The organism is Glutamicibacter sp. NPDC087831 (assembly GCF_044742845.1).
In the GTDB taxonomy this organism is placed as follows: domain Bacteria; phylum Actinomycetota; class Actinomycetes; order Actinomycetales; family Micrococcaceae; genus Glutamicibacter.
In genome coordinates this window covers 18,268-38,214 of record NZ_JBIUVH010000004.1, presented here as the reverse complement: position 1 = coordinate 38,214, position 19,947 = coordinate 18,268, and the positions used below count along the sequence as shown (strand labels likewise).

General features: G+C 62.3%; 22 protein-coding genes. 7 read left to right on the top strand and 15 right to left on the bottom strand.

What is annotated here, in order from left to right; all coding sequences use genetic code 11:
- Positions 1 to 11: 11 nt before the first annotated feature.
- The 6 genes from ACIOJF_RS13185 to ACIOJF_RS13160 all read right to left on the bottom strand — a co-directional run bounded on the left by ACIOJF_RS13185 (position 12) and on the right by ACIOJF_RS13160 (position 5,570).
- Positions 12 to 830, bottom strand: coding sequence for a polyphosphate polymerase domain-containing protein (locus ACIOJF_RS13185; protein WP_402697462.1), 819 nt, complete (start codon positions 828 to 830; stop codon positions 12 to 14).
- Positions 830 to 1,498 (bottom strand): DUF4956 domain-containing protein, encoded by a 669-nt coding sequence (locus tag ACIOJF_RS13180; protein ID WP_133834965.1) that lies wholly within the window; start codon positions 1,496 to 1,498, stop codon positions 830 to 832. The genes ACIOJF_RS13185 and ACIOJF_RS13180 overlap by 1 nt, the downstream gene beginning before the upstream one ends.
- A 286-nt stretch (positions 1,499 to 1,784) precedes the next feature.
- The gene (locus tag ACIOJF_RS13175) at positions 1,785 to 2,201 is read right to left on the bottom strand and encodes a DUF3151 domain-containing protein (RefSeq protein WP_133834966.1); all 417 of its coding nucleotides are present in this window, start codon (positions 2,199 to 2,201) and stop codon (positions 1,785 to 1,787) included.
- A 2-nt stretch (positions 2,202 to 2,203) separates the two neighbouring features.
- Positions 2,204 to 3,226, bottom strand: coding sequence for a class II fructose-bisphosphate aldolase (fbaA, locus tag ACIOJF_RS13170; RefSeq protein ID WP_402741717.1), 1,023 nt, complete (start codon positions 3,224 to 3,226; stop codon positions 2,204 to 2,206).
- A 196-nt stretch (positions 3,227 to 3,422) separates the two neighbouring features.
- Positions 3,423 to 4,691, bottom strand: coding sequence for a M23 family metallopeptidase (locus ACIOJF_RS13165; protein ID WP_402741716.1), 1,269 nt, complete (start codon positions 4,689 to 4,691; stop codon positions 3,423 to 3,425).
- Positions 4,692 to 4,913: 222 nt separating this feature from the next.
- A complete protein-coding gene (locus tag ACIOJF_RS13160) occupies positions 4,914 to 5,570 on the bottom strand; it encodes an RNA methyltransferase (protein WP_105657903.1) in 657 nt (218 codons plus the stop codon).
- Between the two features lie 139 nt (positions 5,571 to 5,709).
- On the opposite strand from ACIOJF_RS13160, the gene ACIOJF_RS13155 reads away from it, so the two are divergent.
- From ACIOJF_RS13155 to ACIOJF_RS13140, 4 genes are all read left to right on the top strand, one after another.
- The gene (locus tag ACIOJF_RS13155; protein ID WP_105657902.1) at positions 5,710 to 6,552 is read left to right on the top strand and encodes an HAD-IIA family hydrolase; all 843 of its coding nucleotides are present in this window, start codon (positions 5,710 to 5,712) and stop codon (positions 6,550 to 6,552) included.
- A gap of 79 nt (positions 6,553 to 6,631) precedes the next feature.
- The gene (locus ACIOJF_RS13150) at positions 6,632 to 7,270 is read left to right on the top strand and encodes a TetR family transcriptional regulator (protein ID WP_166650870.1); all 639 of its coding nucleotides are present in this window, start codon (positions 6,632 to 6,634) and stop codon (positions 7,268 to 7,270) included.
- A gap of 35 nt (positions 7,271 to 7,305) precedes the next feature.
- A complete protein-coding gene (locus ACIOJF_RS13145; protein ID WP_133834970.1) occupies positions 7,306 to 8,031 on the top strand; it encodes an ABC transporter ATP-binding protein in 726 nt (241 codons plus the stop codon).
- A complete protein-coding gene (locus tag ACIOJF_RS13140) occupies positions 8,028 to 8,753 on the top strand; it encodes an ABC transporter permease (protein ID WP_133834971.1) in 726 nt (241 codons plus the stop codon). Before ACIOJF_RS13145 ends, ACIOJF_RS13140 begins: the two co-directional genes overlap by 4 nt.
- A gap of 3 nt (positions 8,754 to 8,756) precedes the next feature.
- Here ACIOJF_RS13140 and ACIOJF_RS13135 read toward each other — a convergent pair whose 3' ends face one another.
- The 4 genes from ACIOJF_RS13135 to ACIOJF_RS13120 are packed head-to-tail and all read right to left on the bottom strand — an operon-like array spanning position 8,757 to position 14,361.
- The gene (locus tag ACIOJF_RS13135) at positions 8,757 to 11,087 is read right to left on the bottom strand and encodes a glycoside hydrolase family 3 N-terminal domain-containing protein (RefSeq protein ID WP_133834972.1); all 2,331 of its coding nucleotides are present in this window, start codon (positions 11,085 to 11,087) and stop codon (positions 8,757 to 8,759) included.
- 45 nt (positions 11,088 to 11,132) lie between these two features.
- Entirely contained in the window at positions 11,133 to 12,020 is an 888-nt protein-coding gene (locus tag ACIOJF_RS13130; RefSeq protein WP_105657897.1) for a carbohydrate ABC transporter permease, read from the bottom strand.
- Positions 12,017 to 13,054, bottom strand: a complete 1,038-nt coding sequence (locus ACIOJF_RS13125; RefSeq protein ID WP_402697458.1) for a carbohydrate ABC transporter permease — start codon at positions 13,052 to 13,054, stop codon at positions 12,017 to 12,019. Before ACIOJF_RS13125 ends, ACIOJF_RS13130 begins: the two co-directional genes overlap by 4 nt.
- Positions 13,055 to 13,062: 8 nt before the next feature.
- Positions 13,063 to 14,361 (bottom strand): ABC transporter substrate-binding protein, encoded by a 1,299-nt coding sequence (locus ACIOJF_RS13120; RefSeq protein ID WP_105657896.1) that lies wholly within the window; start codon positions 14,359 to 14,361, stop codon positions 13,063 to 13,065.
- Positions 14,362 to 14,577: 216 nt separating this feature from the next.
- On the opposite strand from ACIOJF_RS13120, the gene ACIOJF_RS13115 reads away from it, so the two are divergent.
- Positions 14,578 to 15,648: a LacI family DNA-binding transcriptional regulator gene (locus ACIOJF_RS13115; RefSeq protein ID WP_402741804.1), complete on the top strand. Its 1,071-nt coding sequence runs from the start codon at positions 14,578 to 14,580 to the stop codon at positions 15,646 to 15,648.
- A gap of 81 nt (positions 15,649 to 15,729) precedes the next feature.
- On the opposite strand, the gene pyrE is transcribed toward ACIOJF_RS13115, so the two are convergent.
- Complete coding sequence (pyrE, locus tag ACIOJF_RS13110; protein ID WP_181148872.1) at positions 15,730 to 16,287, bottom strand: orotate phosphoribosyltransferase; 558 nt, start codon at positions 16,285 to 16,287, stop codon at positions 15,730 to 15,732.
- Positions 16,288 to 16,326: 39 nt separating this feature from the next.
- On the opposite strand from pyrE, the gene ACIOJF_RS13105 reads away from it, so the two are divergent.
- Together ACIOJF_RS13105 and nadE are read left to right on the top strand one after the other, a co-directional pair.
- Complete coding sequence (locus ACIOJF_RS13105) at positions 16,327 to 16,764, top strand: MarR family winged helix-turn-helix transcriptional regulator (RefSeq protein ID WP_105657893.1); 438 nt, start codon at positions 16,327 to 16,329, stop codon at positions 16,762 to 16,764.
- 92 nt (positions 16,765 to 16,856) lie between these two features.
- The gene (gene nadE / locus ACIOJF_RS13100; protein WP_133834975.1) at positions 16,857 to 17,681 is read left to right on the top strand and encodes an ammonia-dependent NAD(+) synthetase; all 825 of its coding nucleotides are present in this window, start codon (positions 16,857 to 16,859) and stop codon (positions 17,679 to 17,681) included.
- 3 nt (positions 17,682 to 17,684) lie between these two features.
- On the opposite strand, the gene ACIOJF_RS13095 is transcribed toward nadE, so the two are convergent.
- The 4 genes from ACIOJF_RS13095 to ACIOJF_RS13080 form a co-directional block, all read right to left on the bottom strand.
- Positions 17,685 to 17,984 (bottom strand): transcriptional regulator, encoded by a 300-nt coding sequence (locus tag ACIOJF_RS13095; protein ID WP_105657891.1) that lies wholly within the window; start codon positions 17,982 to 17,984, stop codon positions 17,685 to 17,687.
- A complete protein-coding gene (locus tag ACIOJF_RS13090; RefSeq protein WP_105662662.1) occupies positions 17,981 to 18,421 on the bottom strand; it encodes a hypothetical protein in 441 nt (146 codons plus the stop codon). The genes ACIOJF_RS13095 and ACIOJF_RS13090 overlap by 4 nt, the downstream gene beginning before the upstream one ends.
- Complete coding sequence (locus ACIOJF_RS13085) at positions 18,418 to 18,621, bottom strand: hypothetical protein (protein ID WP_105657889.1); 204 nt, start codon at positions 18,619 to 18,621, stop codon at positions 18,418 to 18,420. Before ACIOJF_RS13085 ends, ACIOJF_RS13090 begins: the two co-directional genes overlap by 4 nt.
- A 116-nt stretch (positions 18,622 to 18,737) precedes the next feature.
- Positions 18,738 to 19,880 (bottom strand): acyl-CoA dehydrogenase family protein, encoded by a 1,143-nt coding sequence (locus ACIOJF_RS13080; RefSeq protein ID WP_133834976.1) that lies wholly within the window; start codon positions 19,878 to 19,880, stop codon positions 18,738 to 18,740.
- Positions 19,881 to 19,947 lie beyond the last annotated feature (67 nt).

The window sequence follows — 19,947 nt, the reverse complement described above, 5'->3', positions numbered from 1 at the left end:
CTGCACGGGGTCTAGCGCAACGTCGGATCCGGAACGAAGCTCTGCTGGAGCAAACGGCTCCAGCGATTGGCTGGCAGCTGCGGATTCAGCAGTGCAATGCCGATGCAATACTTGGACATCGATACCTCTCGGATGCCCAGCTCGGCCAAGGCCTGGTCCGAAGCGCCCCGGCCATCAGCGGACTTGGTCTCCACGACAATCAAGTCTGGTCCGTCAACCCTCGATTCGCCGTTGGCGTATTCCAGTTCGACGTCACAGGTCAGCCGTTCGCCGTCGATGGGATTCACGAAAGTCGCACGCCGGTAGGCGCTGTCCAGCACTGGCTGCAGCTGGGGGACGTCCTGCCCGTACTCGCGGCGCAGAACCGATTCCAGGAACCCCAGGTTCTCTTCGGTCAGCTCGCCCGCGCTGTCCAGATCCTGCTCTACGCGGTGCTTCACCGTCGACCCTCGAAGCCCCTTGGTCTTGATCTCGAACATCGACAGCCCTGTGTCCGCATAAGTGCGCGAACGCACCTTGTATCTCCGGCGCCGTCCCTGGCGGTGGGCGCGGTACTGGTCGTAGTCCTCGGTATCGAAATACACCGATTCGTAGCGGAAGGTGCGCAAGCCGTCGATCTGCATGATCTTGAATTTATCGCCCAAGCGCTCGGATAATTCCGTGAATTCCTCTGGGGTCAGCAAGAACTTCTTGTCGACGCGGGTCTGCAGCGCGGCTTCGGAGATGACCTCTTCGAGACTGATCGGTTCCCGGCCGATGACGGCTTCTTCCAAAGCCGCTCGCGCCTGGGAGGCAGCGAGGTCCGCGCGCTTGGTAGCAAGCGCCGTCATCAGGACCACGTCTCCTGCTTGGCTCCGTTCTGCGCTGCCGGTGCGGACTGGCTGTTCGCCAATTCATAAGTGCCGGAGAAGCTCTCGGATGCGCTGGACTTGGCATTGGACTTGCTGCCGGCAGCGTTGGTACGGAAGCGGACATCAACGATGGTCAGGTCGCGAACCATGTCCAGCTCGACAACTACGGTTCGCAGTACCTTGGCATCCAGCAGTTCTTCCAATGCAGCCTGCAGGTCCGCCTTCTTCGGGTAGGCACGTTCCAGGGTCACGGTCTGGCGATCGGTGCGTGGGGCGAAGCTCGGGTGGTCGGCCAAGAACATCACCAGGACCAATGCCGCGGTGGCTGCTGGAGCCAACCATGCCGGATCCGGGTGCAAGCCATTGACCAATCCGATGGCCAGTGAAATGAAGTAGTAGGCCACTTCTTCCTGGGTCAGGGTGTCCGAACGAAGGCGAATAATCGAGAGAATACCGAATAGGCCGAGGCCAAGCCCCATGCCCGCGCCGCTACCCGAGAGCAATAAGGTGACAGCGAAGATGCCCATGCTCAAAGCAATATAGGCCAATACGAGGTCGCGGCGGAAGTGGCGGCGGAAGTATACGAAGTACACGAGAACCGTAATACCGATGACGTTGGACGCTAGTCCCATCCAGAATGACAACATTGCTCTACCTTTCAAAGGTGTGAAGTGATGATCCCTTCTAAATGAACTTTAGGTGAACTAAATGAGTCCAAAAGTAGAACAACATGAGAACGCCCTCATATTACTGAATGAGTCATGACCTGCATGTTTACCTTCTCATGACGGAGAGGTCGCCGTCTGGCAGGTTTTTCTCAGCTTCTGCGCACCCGATTTTTCCTAGTTCATGAGCGCATCCTCGATGCGTTAAACAGCTATCGGCGGCTCCTCTCTTTGCGAGAGGAGCCGCCGATAGCTGTTTAAGAATTGCTTACTTGCCAGCTTCGATTTCAGCCTTGGCCGTAGCATCCGAGTCGTTCAGGAACTTGCCAATGCGGTCGACTTCTTCAGTCTCGCCGATGGCAGCAGCTGCACGGCCCAGCGCGTAAAGCGAACGCAGGAAACCGCGGTTCGGTTCGTGGCGCCAAGGCACTGGACCCTGTCCGCGCCAGCCGGCTTTGCGCAGCGAGTCCAAGCCGCGGTGGTAGCCAACGCGTGCGAACGCGTAGGACTCCACGATGCGGCCCTCACTGTGCGCTTCGTTGGCAAGCAGCGCCCAAACCAGTGACGAGGCAGGGAATCTTGCCGCCAAGTCCGTGGCTTCATCACCGGCTTCATAGCGTGCGAGCACTTCGGTTTCTTCCGGAAGCAGGGTTTCCGGGATGCCCAGCAGGTTTTCTCCGACCATGGTTACTTCAGCGACTTTCCGGCCGAGCCGAGCTGCTGGGCAGCTTCAACGATGCGGGCAGCCATGGACTCTTCGGCCTTGGCGCCCCACACGCGTGGGTCGTAGGTCTTCTTGTTGCCAACTTCGCCGTCAACCTTCAGCACACCGTCATAGTTGGCAAGCATGTGGCCAGCTACCGGGCGGGTGAAGGCGTACTGGGTGTCGGTGTCGATGTTCATCTTGATCACGCCATAGGCAACTGCGTCAGCAATTTCCTGCTCAGAAGAGCCCGATCCGCCGTGGAATACCAGGTCGAATGGGTTCGCCTTGCCAATCTTGGCGCCAACCTGGGCCTGGATATCCTTCAGGATCTCTGGGCGCAGCTTTACGTTGCCTGGCTTGTAAACGCCGTGGACGTTGCCGAAGGTCAGCGCGGTGATGTAGCGGCCCTTTTCGCCAGCGCCCAAAGCCTCGATGGTAGCCAGGGCATCTTCGACGGTGCTGTACAGCTTGTCGTTGATTGCGTTTTCCACGCCGTCTTCCTCGCCGCCAACGGCACCGATTTCAACTTCGAGGATCTGCTTGGCGGCTGCGGTGCGCGGCAGCAATTCTGCGGCGATACGCAGGTTCTCTTCAAGGGTTTCAGCAGAACCATCCCACATGTGGGAGTTGAAGAATGGATCGCGGCCTGCAGCGACTTCAGCTTCCGAAGCGGCAAGCAGTGGCAACACGAAACCGTCCAGCTTGTCCGCTGGGCAGTGGTCGGTGTGCAAGGCGATGTTCACGCCGTAGTTCTTGGCAACCTGGCGGGCGAAGGCCGCGAAGCCCAGCGAGCCGGTAACCATATCCTTGATGGATGCACCAGACCAGTATGCGGCGCCGCCGGTGGAGACCTGGATGATGCCGTCGGATTCAGCCTCTGCGAAGCCGCGAATTGCGGCGTTCAGAGTCTGCGAGCTGGTCACGTTCGCTGCTGGGAAGGCGTAGCCGCCTGCCTTGGCAGCATCGATCATTGCATTGTACTTATCGGGGGTTGCGATAGGCATGCTTCACTCCTGGTGATTAGCGAGGTTACGCGTCTCCATTGACGGCGGTTCGCCATCCATCCTATCGGCTATGTCACTAACTAAGCCCTAAATCTCGTATCGTGACACGGGGAATTCCGCGGTTGACCGCAAAGCAAACGGCCAACCCAGATGAGAGCTCGTCTCATTACGGTTGGCCGCTGGCTTTTTACCTTCTCTATTTGGTTGTTGCGCTTACAGAGGTGCTTCCCGACGGAGCTAGCTGTGTCTTGGTCGTGGTGCTGGGCACTGATGCAGAGCTCGTGGAAGCCTTCGGAGTTTCAGTTCCGGTCGAGGTCGACTTCGACGAATCCGTCTTTGGCGCAGAAGCTGAGCCGGTTGGAGGATCCGGAACGACTTCTTTTTCAGGCTCCGTTGGCGTTTCCGGAACTGAAGGTACCTCCTCCTCAGGTTCTTCCGTGGGTTCAGGTGCCGTGGATTCGCTCTCGCCTGGACTCTTCGAATCGTCTGGGCTCTTCGAACTATCCGGGCTCTTCGAGCTATCAGGGCTCTTCGAACCGTCCGGGCTCTGTGAACCATCCGGAGAATGCGAACCGCTTGGAGTCTCACTCTCGCTCGGCGACGGGCGCTGCGACTCCGATGGCGTCGGCTTCGGCCGTGGAATGATTGGAGTGTCATCCTCAGGGACAATGACGTCTGGATCCGGACCGCTTGGAGCCCGATCAGGAACCCGCGAGCCGTTGCCCTTCGGAGCACTGCCCGCATTGACCGTCAGCCGCTGCGAATTAATCATTGCCTGGCGCTGCCCCGGAATGATTGGCAGGTAGTTACGCGGATCGTGCCAACGTCCGTCGATGATGACCTCGAAGTGCACATGGCAACCGGTCGAGTTGCCGGTAGTGCCAGCCAAGGCGATCAGCTCACCCTGCTCAACGCGTTGCCCCACTTTGGCAATCAACTTCGAATTGTGGCTGTAGCCAGTCTGGACATTGCTGCCGTGATCAATAGTCACGCGCATGCCGGAGTGCCCGGCCCATGCCGATACGGTCACCGTTCCAGCTTCAGAAGCGTAGACCGGCGAGCCGCAGGAAATAGGGTAGTCCTGGCCAATGTGGATCTGGTTGCCAGGACCGGTAGGGTTGGCACGCCAGCCGTAAGGGCTGGAAATACTGCGGGTCTTGACCGGGTGCATCAGTTGCAGGTCGCCAGGCAATTTACCGAGCTCGCCGACCATGCCCGCGAGCAGAGCTGAGGATTCGTTGTCATTGCCGGACGCTTCTGAGCGGGCGTCAGCGCCATCAAGCATTCCAACGGGACGGCCGTCAATAGCCAGCTCCTTGCCGGAACCGCCAAATGAGTTCAGTGGCGCATCTGCACTGACATAGACCGGTCCATTGAACATTGATGGATCTGCCACAGCATCGATACCTACAGGGATATCGCCCTGCCTGGAGTCACCGGCCTGCGCCATGATCGGGATCGCCAAGGCTCCCGTCAGTCCTAGCGCGGCGACGATAGAAGTCGACCATATAACCAATGGCCTTCTGCGCCGAGGCAGCCCGGGCAACAGCAAGTCACGGTTCACTTGATGACGTCGTTTCACGACCGCCCTCTCCCAGATCACGTTTTCATAACTAAAACCCAGAGTAGGCGGAAAATGATAACTAATCCAGATGCTCGACTAAACTCGTCAGTATTAAATTTCTTGTTAACCTACTTTTTGCCCAAACACGTGCCTGCGTACCCACGCATGCATGGCAATCCCGGCTGCGGATGCCGCGTTGATTGAACGAGTCGAGCCGAACTGCTCGATGGACAAGGTGTCCTTGGCCGCAGCGTGGACTTCCGGGCTGAGTCCCGGACCTTCCTGCCCGAAGACCAGCACGCAGTCCTTCGGCAGGTCGTAGGTTTCCAGTGGAACGGAGTCCGGGAAGATATCGATTCCCAGAATCGTCAACCCCTCGCCTTCAGCCCAGGCAACGAACTCCTCCACTGTTGCATGGTGGCGTACGTGCTGGTAACGATCAGTAACCATGGCGCCTCGTCGATTCCAGCGGCGACGGCCGATGATATGGACTTCTTTGGCCAGGAAGGCGTTTGCGCTGCGTACCACGGTGCCGATGTTCATATCGTGCTGCCAGTTTTCAATGGCGATATGGAAATCGTGGCGGCGTTCGTCAAGATCAGCAATGATGGCGTCCATCGTCCAGTAGCGGTACTTGTCCGCGACGTTGCGCCGGTCGCCCTCGGCAAGCAGCTGGGGATCGTACTTTCCGTCGGTTGGCAGTTCCCCCTCCCAGGGGCCTACTCCGATCACATGCTGCGCGCTCGGGTCATTAACTGGTTCATGCGTTTCTTCGTTCACAGTATTAAGCCTAGTTCGTTATGTTCGTGCCCTTGTTCACGGTGCATTTGCGTGCGCCTGTGTAATCTCTTAATAGAACGGGATACTTTCAGTGCCGATAGCTCCCACCACATATTTCCCTAGGGAGGATCCACGCCTCGTGACAACTTCAATCCGCGGTACGCGAACTGTCCACGACATCAAATGCTGGCTCACGGACATGGACGGCGTATTGGTTCACGAGAACCAGGCCATCAAGGGCGCCGCCGAGATGCTGAGCTACTGGCGCGACAACAACCTGCGCTTCCTGGTCCTGACCAATAACTCCATCTACACCCCGCGCGATCTGCGTGCTCGCCTATTGGCCTCGGGCCTGGACGTCCCGGAGGAAAACATCTGGACCTCCGCGATGGCCACTGCAGAGTTCCTGGCTCGCCAGCGCCCCGGCGGCCGCACCTTCGTCATTGGCGAAGCCGGTTTGACCACTGCCCTGCATGATGCGGGGTTCATCATGACCGACCAGAACCCTGACTACGTCGTGCTGGGCGAAACCCGCACCTACTCTTTCGAAGCCATCACCAAGGCCATCCGCCTGATCGAAGGCGGGGCGAAGTTCATCGCCACCAACCCGGACGCTACCGGACCGTCCACCGAAGGCATTATGCCAGCCACCGGTGCGATCGCGGCCTTGATCTCGCGTGCAACCAACCGCGAGCCATACGTGGTGGGCAAGCCGAACCCAATGATGTTCCGTTCTGCCCTGAACCGAATCGATGCGCACTCGGAAACCACCGCAATGATCGGCGACCGCATGGACACCGATATCGTTGCGGGCATGGAAGCCGGACTGCTGACCGCATTGGTCTACACCGGCATCACCGCCCGCGAAGACATGGACACCTTCCCGTTCCGCCCGGACCTGCAGTTCCCATCCGTGGCGAATCTGCACGCGGAACTCGCCAAGGGTGCCGCTGCAGCGGAAGCGCCTGCAGCCAAGAAGTAGCAGCTAGCGGATTCAGCAAGGCCGGGCTTTTGCCCGGCCTTGCTGCGTTGACGCAAGATTCCGGAAGTATGCTGAAACCGTGACCGAGCAAGTACCGAACGAGGTCCCGAGCGCGCGGAAGCGTGGACGGCCCAAAGGCAGCACCACGGGGACAACTAGAGCGGCGATCCTCAAAGCCGCGTCCAAGGAGTTCTCCCGTGCCGGATACGAGGCAGCCAGCCTCCGGTCGGTAGCGCGCCGAGCCGGGGTGGATCCAGCACTGGTTCACCACTATTTCAAGGACAAGAGCGACTTGTTTGTCCAGACCATGCGCATCCCCGTCAACCCAGGGGAAATCATCGCCGAGGCGGCAACAGCGCCGTTGGAGGAGATGGGCGAGGCGCTGACTCGCGCATTGCTCGCTACCTGGCGCAAGCCGGCTTTCTGCACGGCAGCAACGGCAATGATCCGGGGCTTGGTCTCCAGCAGCAGCGCGGCGAAAGTCCTCCGTCCATTCCTGCAAGAGCAGATCTTCTCGCGCTTGGGTGCGCGTTTGCCGGAAGAAAGCGCCGAGCCGAGGGTAGCCCTGGTGGCCAGCCAGGTTGTCGGCCTGATTGTCGCGCGCTACATCATTGGCTTGGAGCCTTTGGCCTCCATGGATGATGAGCAGGTTATCGAGCTGGTGGCCCCCACCATCCAGCGCTACCTCACCGGCCAATTGCCTGCGTTGAACCATTGACATGCCGCTGGCAGAGGTCCCTAATTCATTATGTGATGAATAAAACGGCTTGTGTCGATGTGCAGCGGCTCGACGTCAGACGCGGAAGGGCATTGGTCCTGGACCACGTGGAATTCCAGCTCGCGCCGGGACGGATCATCGGCTTGCTCGGCCCCAGCGGCAGCGGCAAGAGCACCTTGCTGCGAAGCATCGTGGGCAACCAGGTCATCAGCAGCGGAACAGTCTCCGTTCTCGGAAAGCCCGCCGGGCACAAGTCCCTGCGCAACCGGGTCGGCTACATGACCCAGGCAGCCAGCGTCTATGACGATTTGAGCGTCCGGCAGAACATCGCCTACTTCGCCAAGATCCTCGGCCAGCCCCCAGCAGAAGTGGATCGAGTCCTCGAAGCCACGGACCTGGCGGACCAGGCTGGCCGGCTGGCCATGGGCCTGTCCGGCGGACAGCGCAATCGGGTGTCCTTGGCCATCGCGCTGCTCGGCTCGCCAGAAATCGTCATCCTGGATGAACCCACGGTGGGTTTGGACCCGGTGCTGCGTGCGGATCTGTGGGCGATGTTCTCGCAGTTGGCGGCCACCGGCCTGTGCCTTGTCGTCTCCAGCCATGTCATGGACGAAGCCATGCGTTGCGATGAAATCCTGCTGCTGCGCGAGGGGAAGCTGCTCGGCCAGATGAGCCCGGCTGCATTGATGGAGTCAACCGGTGCAGACAATCCCGAAAATGCCTTCGTTGCCCTGATCGCGGCAAAAGGGAACCAGCCATGAAACGGACGCTCGCCACCACCGGTCGGGTCCTGGCCCAGGTGCGCCATGACCCGCGGACCATTGCCTTGATGCTCATCGTGCCCAGCCTGCTGATCGGCCTGATCGCATGGATCTTCACCGACACCCCGGCCTTCAGCCGCATTGGCCCGGCAATGATCGCCTTGTTCCCATTCGTGGTCATGTTCCTGGTCACCAGCATCGCAACACTGCGCGAGCGGCGCAGCGGAACCCTTGAGCGCCTGCTGAGCATGCCGCTGGCCAAGGGCGAATTCATCTTCGGCTACGCGCTGGCGTTCACCCTGGTTGCGATCCTCCAGACCATGATCGCGGTCAGTTTCGCCATCTGGGTTTGCGGCTTGGAGATCGAAGGCAGTTTCTGGCTGCTGTTTGCGGTGGCCGCCCTCGACGCGCTGCTGGGCATCAGCCTCGGCCTGATGGCCAGCGCCTTCGCACGCACCGAATTCCAGGTGGTTCAGTTCATGCCGGCGCTGGTCATCCCGCAGTTCCTGCTGTCCGGAATCATCCTGCCCCGCGAGCAGCTGCCCGGCGCGCTGGAGGCCATCGGCGCCTGGCTTCCGCTGTCCCACGCCATCGACGCCCTCTCGGATGCCGCGGCGGGAACAGTGGATTCGGCGACGGCAAGAAGCATGCTGGTCATCGCCGCCTGGATCGCCGCCGCGCTGATCGTCGGTTCCCTGACCCTGCGGCGGCGCACCGCCTAGCGGCTACGCGATGTCCACCGGGGTGTCCAGCACGCGGCCCTCGGCCACTTCGCGCACCTTCCCGGTGATCCGGAACTCGGCCTGCAGTGGCAGGTCCTCGCTGCTGGTTCCCACCAGCGCGGTGAACTTGCCCGGTTCCACAATGCGCTTCCCGGACAGCCCGGTGAACGAGGTTCGGTCAGCATGCACGGTGAAAGCCACGCGCTTCGACTCCCCTGCCTCAAGCTGCACCTTGGCGAAGCCGGCCAGCCAGCGGCGCGGGCGCACCACCTGCGACACCGCGTCAGCCAGGTACAGCTGCACCACTTCGGCACCGGAGCGCGCTCCGGTATTGGCCACGGTGGCACTGACCCGAATGGTGCCGTCGGCAGCGATTTCAGTTTCCGGCAGTTCCAGCCCGGAGATCTCGAAGCTGGTGTAGGAGCTGCCGTAGCCGAAGGGGTAGAGCGGACGCGGATCGAGGTTGGTTACGCCTTCTGAATGCCACGCCAGCTTGGAAGCCAGGTAGGTGCCCGGCTGCCCGCCGATATGGTCGGGGATCTGCACCGGCAGCTTGCCCGAGGGGTTGACCTCGCCGGTCAGCACGCCAGCCAGTGCCGGCCCGCCTTCCACCCCGGGCATGAAGCACTGGATGATGGCCGCGGTGCGATCAGCGAATTGCCCCAGCGAATACGGGCGCCCAGTGACCAGCACCAGCACCGTCGGGGTCCCCGTGGCCAGCACGGCTTCCACCAGATCCCCCTGCCGCCCGGGCAGGCGCAGGTCGACGACGTCGCAGCCCTCCCCCGAGGTGCCACGGCCGAAGAGCCCGGCGAGGTCGCCAACGGCAACCACCGCGACTTCGGCGTTGCGGGCGGCCTGGACCGCCTGGGCGATGCCCGAATCATCCAGATCGGTGAAGTCCACGCCACGGGCATACTCGATCTGCGATCCGGCGAGCGCGGGAGCCAGCTGCAAGGCTTCGAGGATCGAGGCCATCGGCACGCCGTAGTCCTGCTGCTCGGCGAAGCGCGAGTAGACATGGTTGGTGAAGGAGTAGCAGCCCAGGTGGGTGCGAGGCTGGGAGGCGCTGGGCCCGATGACCGCCAAGCGTGCCGGGCTGGCCAAGGGCAGGATCTGCTCGTTGCGCAGCAGGATGATCGATTCCTCGGCCATTTTCCGGGCATGGGCACGGTTATCGGCCGAATCCAGTTCCACGTCATCGCCCAGCCAGGCCTGGCGCGGGTTCCAGCCCGGATCCAGCAGGCCCATCTGCAGTTTCTGGGCCAGCACGCGGCGCACCGCGGTGTCCAGGACTTCCTGCTCCAGCGCTCCGGCGCGGACCGCCTGGGCCAGGTTGGCGAAGGCGGTGGTCTCCGGGAGCTCAACGTCCATGCCGGCTTCCAGGGACAGCCGGCCCGCGGCGTCCTCGTCTTCTGCGACTTCGTGCATGCTGTGCAGGAAGCTGACGGACCAGTAGTCCGCCACGACGGTTCCCGCGAAGCCCCAGCGGCCCCGCAGCACTTCGGTGAGCAGCCGGTGGCTGCCAGCGGGCGCTTCGCCATCCACGTCCGCATAGGAGTTCATCACGGACTTCACTCCACCCTCGCGAACCGCGCGTTCGAACGGCGGGAACACCGTGTCTTCCAGCGCCCGGGGGCCCATGGAGACCGGCGCGTGGTTGCGCCCGGCTTGCGAGGCCGCGTAGCCGGCGAAGTGCTTCAAGGTGGCGTGCACCCCCGAGTCCTGCAGGCCGCGCACGTAGGCTACGCCCAGCTCCCCAACCAGGTGGGGGTCTTCGCCCATGGTCTCTTCCACCCGGCCCCAGCGGTAGTCGCGGGTGACGTCCAAGACCGGGGACAGGCCCTGGTGCACTCCCATCTTCAGCATGTCGGCGCCGATGCGCCGGGCCATGCCGCCAATGAGTTCCGGGTTGAAGGTGGCGCCCCAGGCAATGGACGCCGGGTAGCAGGTCGCGCCAAGGGTGGTGAAGCCAGTCAGGCATTCCTCGTGGGCGATGGCCGGGATGCCCAAGCGGTTCGCGGCAATGACCTGTTCTTGCAGCTCGACCAGGCGTTCGCGGCCTTCGGCGGGGGCCAGCGGGATGGTGCCGAAGGCGCGGGTGATATGCCCCAAGCCGTCCTTGATGGCGGTTTCGAAGCTGGGGCCTGCGGTGAAGGTATCGGCCATCGGCGCGACGTTGCCTTCCCCGTCCTGGTTTTCTTCCTCCGGGCGGATCCAGAACGAGCCCAGCTGCCCGGCTTTCTCTTCCAGGGTCATTTCATCCATGAGCGCGGCGACGCGCTGTTCGGCAGGAAGTGAGATGTCGTGCCAGGTTTGCTCGACGGTTTTCATGGCAGTTCCTTGTCTTCAAAGATTTCGATTGCTTGCGGGGGCGGATCAGCCCTTGACTGCGCCCTGCAGTCCATTGACGATGCGCTTCTGCATGGCCAGGAAGAAGATCAGTGCCGGGATCATCGCCAGCGCGGTGAACGCGAAGACGCCGGCGGTGTCGGCCGAGTGCTCGCTGGAGTAGTCGGCGACGCCCAGCGGCAAGGTGCGCATATCCCCTTGCAGCAGCAGCAACGGCAGCAGGTAGGCGTTCCACGAGCCGACGAAGGCCAGTACGCCGACGGTGACCATGCCCGGCCCGGACAATGGCAGCAGGATCCTCCAGAAGAAGCCGATGCGGCTGGCGCCATCGAGCTGGGCGGCTTCTTCCAGCTCCTGGGGCAGCGCCATCAGGAAGGGGCGCAGGATGACCACGGTCATGGGCAGCGCGAAGGCCGCCTGCGGCAGGGCGACGCCCCACCAGGTGTTGCCCATGTCCAGGTCCCGGGTAATCAGGATGAACAGCGGAACAATCGCCACGGTGGCCGGGAACAGCAAGCCAAGCACGAAGACCATGAAGATCGGCTCGCGCAGGCGGAACGTGTAGCGGGCCAGCGGGTAGGCAGCCATGATGCCGAAGACCACCACGACGATGGTGGTGATCACCGCGATCATCGTGGAGTTCAGCGCGTACTGCCAGAAATCCGGGTTCTTCAGCACGCCGGCGTAGTTCTCCAGCACCCACGGCTCGGGAAGGCCTGCCGGGTTCTCGGCCAGCTGCGCGTTGGTGCGGAACCCGCCGAGCACCCCGTAGAGGACCGGGCCCAGGGTGATCGCGACAACCGCCAAGGCGATGGCGTAGACCAGGACGTTTCCGCCTTGCCGGCCGTTGCGCTTCTTGGCGCGTTTTGCCTGGGCGGGGGTGTGCTGGGGCCTGGTAGCCAGGGTGGCGCTCATGCTTTGGCCTTCTTCCGCTTCGTGCGCTCATCATCGGGCTGCGAATCCCGCTTGAGGATGAACTGCTGGTAGGAGATGGCCAGAACCAGGGCGACGATGAACAAGATGACCGAGGCGGCCGCGGCGATCCCGAAGTTCTGGCGCTTGGTTCCTTCCGAAACCAGGAAGCTGGCCATCGTGGTGGTGGCGTTGGCCGGTCCGCCGCCGGTGAGGATCCAGACCATGTCGAAGAGCTGCAGCGAGCCGATCATGGACAAGAAGCCCCAGGTGCGCAGGGTGGGGCCCAGCAGCGGGATGGTGATCTTGCGCTGGATCTGCCACCAGGAGGCGCCGTCGATTTCCGCCGCTTCGTAGAGCTCGGACGGCACCCCCTGCAGCCCGGCAAGGAACAGGATCACCGCCAGGCCAAGGTACTTCCAGGTCAGCACTGCCAGCACGGTCCACAAAGCGAGTTCCGGCGTGCCCAGCCAGCCCTGGGCCGGCCCCTGGATTCCCAGCTTGGACAAGATGGTGTCGAACACCCCGTACTGCGGCTGCAGCAGCTGGAACCAGACCACCCCGGCGATGACTTCGGACAGCACGTAGGGCACGAAGATGATGGTGCGCAGCAGGGACTGGATCTTCATCTTCCGGTTCAGCAGCAGGGCGATGCCCAGGCCGATCGGCAGCTGCAGGGCGATGGAGCCGCCGATGATGACCAGGTTATGGACCAGGGCATCGGTGAACACCTCGTTGCCCAGCACCCGGACGTAATTCTTGAAGCCCACGAAGTCCACCAGCGGGCCGAAGCCCTTCCAGTTGTACATCGAGAAGCGCACGGCCTGGATGATGGGGACCAGCATGAAGACCGCGATCAGCAGCAATGCCGGGCTGACGAAGAACAGGATCTCCAGGTTCTTGCGCCGCTGCGCGGGCTTGCGCGTGCGCTTGGCACCGGCAGGCGGCAGTCCGCTTGGCGCAGAACGCCGCCTTTCGGAAAGCCCTGGGCCACCGCTGGCTGGCGGACTGGCTGCGTAGGTTACTTCTGGGGCCACGGCGTGGATCACTTCTCCAGGTCAGCGGCATCTTGGCTGGCGTCGACGATCTTCTGCGCGTCGGATTTGCCGGCGAAGAGCAGGGCGATCTCGTCGTTCATGGCCCCGCCAATGGAGGCGCCGAACGAGGTGTCGAAGTACAGCTGGAAATATGGCGCCTTGTCGCGCACGTCCATCAGCGAAGCCAATGCCGGATCCGAGATCGCGTCCTTGGCCGCCGGGTTGGTCGGCAGGCCCATGTCCAGCTCGGCGAAACCGCGCTGGACCTCGTCGGAGAGCATGTGCTTCACGAAGTCCACCGCCGCGTCGGGGGCGCCTTCGGAAACTGCCCAGGCGTCGCCTCCGCCAAGCTGCGCGGCCGGGTCGCCCTGGCCGCCCTCAATGGCAGGGAAGGGGAACCATCCGGTGTCTTCCCCCATGCCAGTGCCGTCTTCGGTCAGGCCCTGCATGACCCCTGGCTCCCAGTGGCCAGCCAATTCCATGGCTACCTTTCCGGTGGCCAGCAGGCCCGAAGCGGAGGTGGGGCCGGACTGCGCCGGGGTAGAGAGGAAGCCCGGGTTGAATGGCTCGGACTTGATCAGCTGGTCCACGTCTTCCCCGGCCTTGGTGAAGCACTGGTCGCTGAAATCGAGATTGGCGACCGAATCGGCCAGGGTCTGCTGGGAGCATTCGCGCACTGCCGCGTAGTACCAGTAGTGGGCTGCCGGCCATTTGTCGCCGGCGCCGATGGAAATCGGGTCGATGCCTGCCTGCTTCAGCTTCCCGGTGGCCGCAATCAGTTCATCGAAGGTCTGCGGGGCCGAGTCGATGCCCGCTTCCTTGAACAGCGCCTTGTTGTACCAGAACCCCGCGCCGCCCAGCGAGAACGGCAAGGCGTAGGTCTTGCCATCGAGCTGCCAGCCGCCGGCGTTCTCGCCGAGGAAGGCGATTTCCTCGGAGGCCGCCTCGGTCAGGTCCTTGGTCAGCCCGGCGGCCACGTGGGCTGCAAGCTCCCCGCCACCACGTTCCATGTAGACATCCGGGGCGTCGCCGCTCTGGAAGGCCGCATCGAGCTTGGTGAGCATGTCCTCGTGCTGCATTGCGCTGACTTCGACCTCCACCCCTTCATGGGCGGCTTCGAAGTCGGCTGCAACCTGTTCGTAGTAGGCCTTGCCGTCGCCGTTATTGGAGTTGTGCCACCAGGTGATGGTGGTGGTTCCGTCTGCCGACGTCCCTTCCTGGCCTGCATCGGCGGCGCAGCCGGTGGCCAGCAGGGCAGTCGTGGCGGCCAGCGCCAGAATCTGCGCACCTCGGATCTTGGATAACATGCTCGTGCTCCTCAGCTGTGATGAAGACCTGCCGGCATCGGACGGCAGGCGATTGGCTCCACCAAGAATTGCACCGTGACGCAGGTCATGTCAATCGTTTTCGATAACGTTTTCGAAATCCATTGCGAAAACGTTGTCGAAAGATCCGCAATCGGTCGTCATGCCCCCGTGAAGTCACGGAATTCCGGAGTATTTTGCGCTACTGTTAGTGACGTGATGACCCCTCAGACCGGAATCCCCGGGATCGCCAATGCCCAGCAGCCGCAGATCCCCGACGAGCCTTCCAGCGCACGCGTGACCATCAACGACGTCGCGCGCGCCGCGCAGGTCTCCGTCTCCACCGTCTCGAAGGTCGTCAACGGCCGCTACGGGGTCGCCCCGGCCACCATCGCCAAGGTCCACCAGGTCATCAGCGAACTGGGCTACGAGACCTCGCTGGTCGCCTCCTCGCTGCGCAGCACCCGCACCAACATCATCGGCATCCTGGTGGCGGAGTTCGAGCCCTTCTCGCTGGGCCTGCTCAACGGCATCTCCGCGACCCTGCGCGGAACCCAATACGATTTGATGGCCTACGCGGGCAACCTTTCCCCCGAAGGGCATGCCGGCTGGGAACGCCGCTCCCTGTCCCGCTTGGGCGGAACGCTGATCGACGGCGCCATCATCGTCACCCCCACCGTGGAAGTCCCGCACAGCTCGGTGCCGGTCGTCGCCATTGACCCGCATGCCGGTCCGGAAATGCCGATCGCCATCGACGTGGACAACCGTTCCGGGGCCTATACGGCCACCCGGCACCTGCTGGATCTGGGCCATCGCCGCATCGGGCACATCCGAGGGCGCGGGGACCTGGCTTCCGCGCACCTGCGCGAGCAGGGCTACCGCCAAGCGCTGGAAGAGGCCGGCGTGGAATTCGATGGGCAGCTGTCGCACGATGGCGATTACCAGCATGATGCCGCGGTGCAGGCCGCCCATGACCTGCTGGACCTGCCCCAGCCGCCCACGGCGATCTTCGCGGCCAATGACCTCTCGGCCCTGGCCGCCTTGCAGGTGGCCGGCGAGCGCGGGCTGCAGGTTCCCGGCGATCTTTCGATCATCGGCTTCGATGACATCCCGGCCGCGGCACAGTCCTCTCCCCCGCTGAGCACCGTGCGCCAGCCGCTGCATGAGATGGGCGCCCAGGCGGTGAGCATGCTGCTGGGCCTGCTTGCGGGCGAGGACGTCCGCTCCCCCGGCCACCTGCCTGCCGTGCTCGTCCCGCGCGAGACCACGGGCCCCGCGCGCAGCAGCTAGCCGGGAAAAGCAGAGCACCCCGCCGCGCACCGGGAATTCTCCGGTGGGCAACGAGGTGCTGTGCAGGGAATCGCTTGCCGGCTACAGGCCCAGCTCGTTCTTGCCGTAGGCGAACAGGTACGGAACGCCGGCTTCTTCTTCGATGCGTTCCTTGGCTCCGGTGTCGCGGTCAACGATCACGGCCACGGCAATCACGTTGCCGCCGGCCTTGCGCACGCCCTCGACAGCGGTCAGCGCCGAACCGCCGGTGGTGGAAGTATCCTCGAGCACGATGACATCGCGGCCTTCGACGCTCGGGCCCTCGACCTGGCGGCCCATGCCGTAGGACTTCTGCGCCTTGCGGACCACGAAAGCGTCGATGGCGCGGTCCTTGGCCCGGGCGGTGTGCATGATGGCGGTGCCTACCGGGTCAGCGCCCATGGTCAAGCCGCCCACATTGCTGAATTCCAGCTTGGCCTCGTCCAGCAAGCCAAGCATGACTTCGCCAACCAAGCCCGATGCTTCCTGGTGCAGGGTTACACGGCGCAGATCGATGTAGTAATCAGCTTCCTTGCCCGAGGACAAGGTGACCTTGCCGCGCACAATGGCTAGTTCTTGGATCAGTTCTTTTAGTCGCTCACGGGCGCTGGTTTCGCTCATACCCTCGATTCTAGTCGGCATCATGGCTAGGCTGATTCCATGAACGCAAAACGCCCCTTGGGTTACTGGCTGAAATTGGTGGATTCGCTGATTGACGAGCAGTTTGCAGCGACTTTGGAAGAGCACGGTGTGACACGCAGGCAATGGCAGGTGCTCAACCTGCTGGAGCAGCAACCTGCCACCGAGGCGCAACTGGACGCCGGGCTTTCCCCGTTCTTCGCCTCGCCGGATGAACCGCAATCATTGAGAGAGCACCTTGCCGAGTTGATCGAATCCGGCTGGGTTACGGCAATCAACGGCGAGTATTCCATCACCGATCGGGGCCACACCTCGTTGCTCAAGCTCAGTGAGCTCGTGGAAAAGATCCGCACCCAGTTCGGCCAGGATCTGGACGGTTCCGAATATGACGCGGTGGTCGAAGCCTTGGAAAAGATTGCGCGCAATCTCGGCTGGAACCCGGACCAGGATTCCGAATAGCCCCTCCGGGATTTGTTGAGAACAGATTAACTTTCGTTCCCAGCCTGTGCAGCGGTACCGCACGGCGAGGGCTCATGCCTAGGATTAGAAGCATGCGTGAACTGCAAGCAAAGATCATTGAAGAGCTGGGCGTGCGCCCGGAAATCGACGCGGCCGACGAAATTCGCCGTCGTATCGACTTCCTCAAGGACTATCTGGCCGCTACCGGCGCCCGGGGTTTCGTGCTGGGCATCTCCGGCGGCATCGATTCAACGCTGGCTGGGCGCTTAGCCCAGTTGGCCGTCGAAGAGGTGCGCGAATCCGGCGGCGAGGCGCACTTCGTGTCGGTGCGCCTGCCGCATGGCGTGCAGAAGGATGCGGCCGATGCGGAAGCGGCCATGGATTTCGTGGCTGCCGACGAACAGTTCGAGGTGAACATCCAAAAGCCTGTCGCCGCTTTCGATGAAGCCCTGGCCGATGCGGGCCACCTGGCGCTGAGCGATTTCAACCGCGGAAACCTCAAGGCCCGCACCCGGATGATCATGCAGTACGCCATGGCCGGGGACCGCGGGATGCTGGTCCTGGGCACCGATCACGCGGCCGAATCGATTACCGGCTTCTTCACCAAGTTCGGCGATGGCGGAGCGGACCTCCTGCCCCTGGCCGGGCTGAATAAGCGCCAGAACCAGGCACTGCTGCGCGAGCTGCAGGCTCCTGAGCTGCTGTGGGCCAAGGAGCCTACCGCGGACCTGCTGGACGGCCAGCCGCTGCGCGCAGATGAAGAGGAACTTGGCCTGACCTATCCGCAGATTGATGACTACCTCGAAGGCCGCGAGATTGACCCTGCGGCGGCCGAGGTCATCGAAAGGCGCTTCGTGGGATCCCGGCACAAGCGCACCGTACCGGCCACCTACTGGGACAAATGGTGGCGCGCTTGAGGATTACCCCAAGCCGGTGATTTCCTTCAGCGCCTGGACATGTTGCGCAAAGGCCTCCTGCCCAGCTGAAGTCAGCTTCGCCCAGGTACGAGGCCTTTTGCCCACATACCCTTTCTTGATCTGCACGTAACCGCCGGCTTCCAGTGCGCTCAGATGCCGGGAAAGCACCGAATCCGAAATGCCGATGGCTTCTTTCAAGGATTTGAAATCGGCTTCGTCCACGGCTTGCAAGGAGCCCATCAGTGAAAGCCGTACCGGGTTGGAGAAGTCGTCGTTGAGCCGTTCGCGAGCATGGGCATTCACTTGCGCACCATCGCAATTCCGGTCAGGAACAACGGCGCGGCAACGATAATCCAGATCAACGCGATGGCGCCCCAGCCCATGGGTCCCGCCCCGAGCAAGGCCACTGCCACCGCGTAAAGCACCATGCTCGCAATGAACCCCCGAAGATACATCTTGGAATGCCCGCGCGGCAGCGAGCGGTAGAGCTTCCCGTAAGCCAAGGACATCGCTGCAACGGATACGCAGAACAACGCCATGATGACGATGAAGCCGATAAAATCCGCATCGGGACGAAAGACCTGCAGCAGAGCAGCCAGGCCGCCCATGAGCACTCCCAAGATGATGCAATAGGTGCCCAGCAATTTGGCTCCGTACCCGGCGGCACGCTGCATTCCCTGCTGCGCCAACCCCAGGGCGGCCAGTTGCTCTTCAGGGCTCATTTTCTTGCCGGAACTCATTTGCTGGCCGCCTTGCGAGCCTTCTGCTGGCGCTGTGCGTAGACGGACGTCATGGTCATGCAAATTGCCATGAAGAAGCCCATGCCAATGAAGATCAGGGAGTTGTTGCCCGTGGCATAGGCGGTCATGGCCATTGCCGCGAAGGCCAGACCTGCCGCAACGGTGATGATGGTGTACCAGGTGCTGAATGGAATCTTCATTGTCCTGCTCCTTTGGCTTTGATCTTCCGAGTTCCCCAACCATAACAAGTACTTTCCGCTTTGGAAAGTACTTGTTATGAATTAGCTGGAAAGATTCCAACGGACGGATGCCCCGGCTACACGAAGGCACTGACTCCGGTCAGGGCACGTCCCACAATCAGCGAATTGATTTCATAGGTGCCTTCATAGGTATGGAGAATCTCGACATCGCAGAAGACCTTGGCCATTTCGAAATCGCTCACAATGCCATTGCCGCCAAGCATCGCTCGGCCCAAGGCGGCCGAATCCCGCGCCAGGCGGGTGGCAGTGGACTTCGCCATTGCCGCATCCACCATGTGCAATTCCGCGCGCTCTTGCTTGCGGGCAATATCGCCCATCATGGAAAGGCAGGCGCTCAGGTTGCCTGCAATTTCGGCCAGGGGCTGCTGAATCAACTGGAAAGCGGCCAGCGGCTGCCCGAACTGCTGGCGCTGCGCGACGTACTCGCTGCAGATGTCGAGCGTTGCCATCATCGCGCCGACAGCCTGCCACCCCACCCACGCGCGAGATTGCATCAATAGCTGGTTTGCCGCAGCGAAGCTGGTCACCCCTGGAAGCTTATTCGCGACGGGAATCCGCACATTCTCCAGCCGAATATCCGCATTCTGCATGCTGCGCAGCCCGATCTTGTGTTCGATCTTGGAAGCGCTATATCCAGGGCGGTCCGCTTCAACGAGGTAGGCCCCGACCTGCGAAGTTTCCTCGTCCTTGGCCCAGACCAGCGCGAAATCGCTGAAGGTGCCCATGCCGATCCACCGCTTGGCCCCGTTCAGAACGTACTGGTCCCCGTCGCGCTGCGCGGTGCTCCGTATGCCGCCGGCGATATCCGATCCATGTTCCGGTTCGGTCAGCGCAAATGCGCCGTAGGCTTCAAAGCCGGCGAGCTTGCCCAGCCACTGCTCGCGCTGCTCCTCCGACCCCAAATCGCGGATCATCCCGAGCACCAGTTCGTTGTGGATGCCGACCACGGATGAGATTGAAATATCGGCGCGGGCGAGTTCTGCATGGATCAGCCCCCGCAGCAAATGCGAGCTGTCCCCCAGCTGCAATCCGCCCAGTCCGAGTTCGGCCAGTTTTCCAATCAGCTCGGTCGGAAATTCTTCGCGGTCCCAATAGCCAACGGACTGCTTGCGCACCTGATGCTGCGCTACCTGCCTGATTCCAAGCAGTCGCTGCCGTTCGGTTCCACTTAGTTCTCCGGCCACATTCAAGAGGTCCATCCGGGGATTCCTTCCAAACCATAGGATGTCCAAGTATATTGTTGGACTAAGTCTTCTTTTGGGGGTA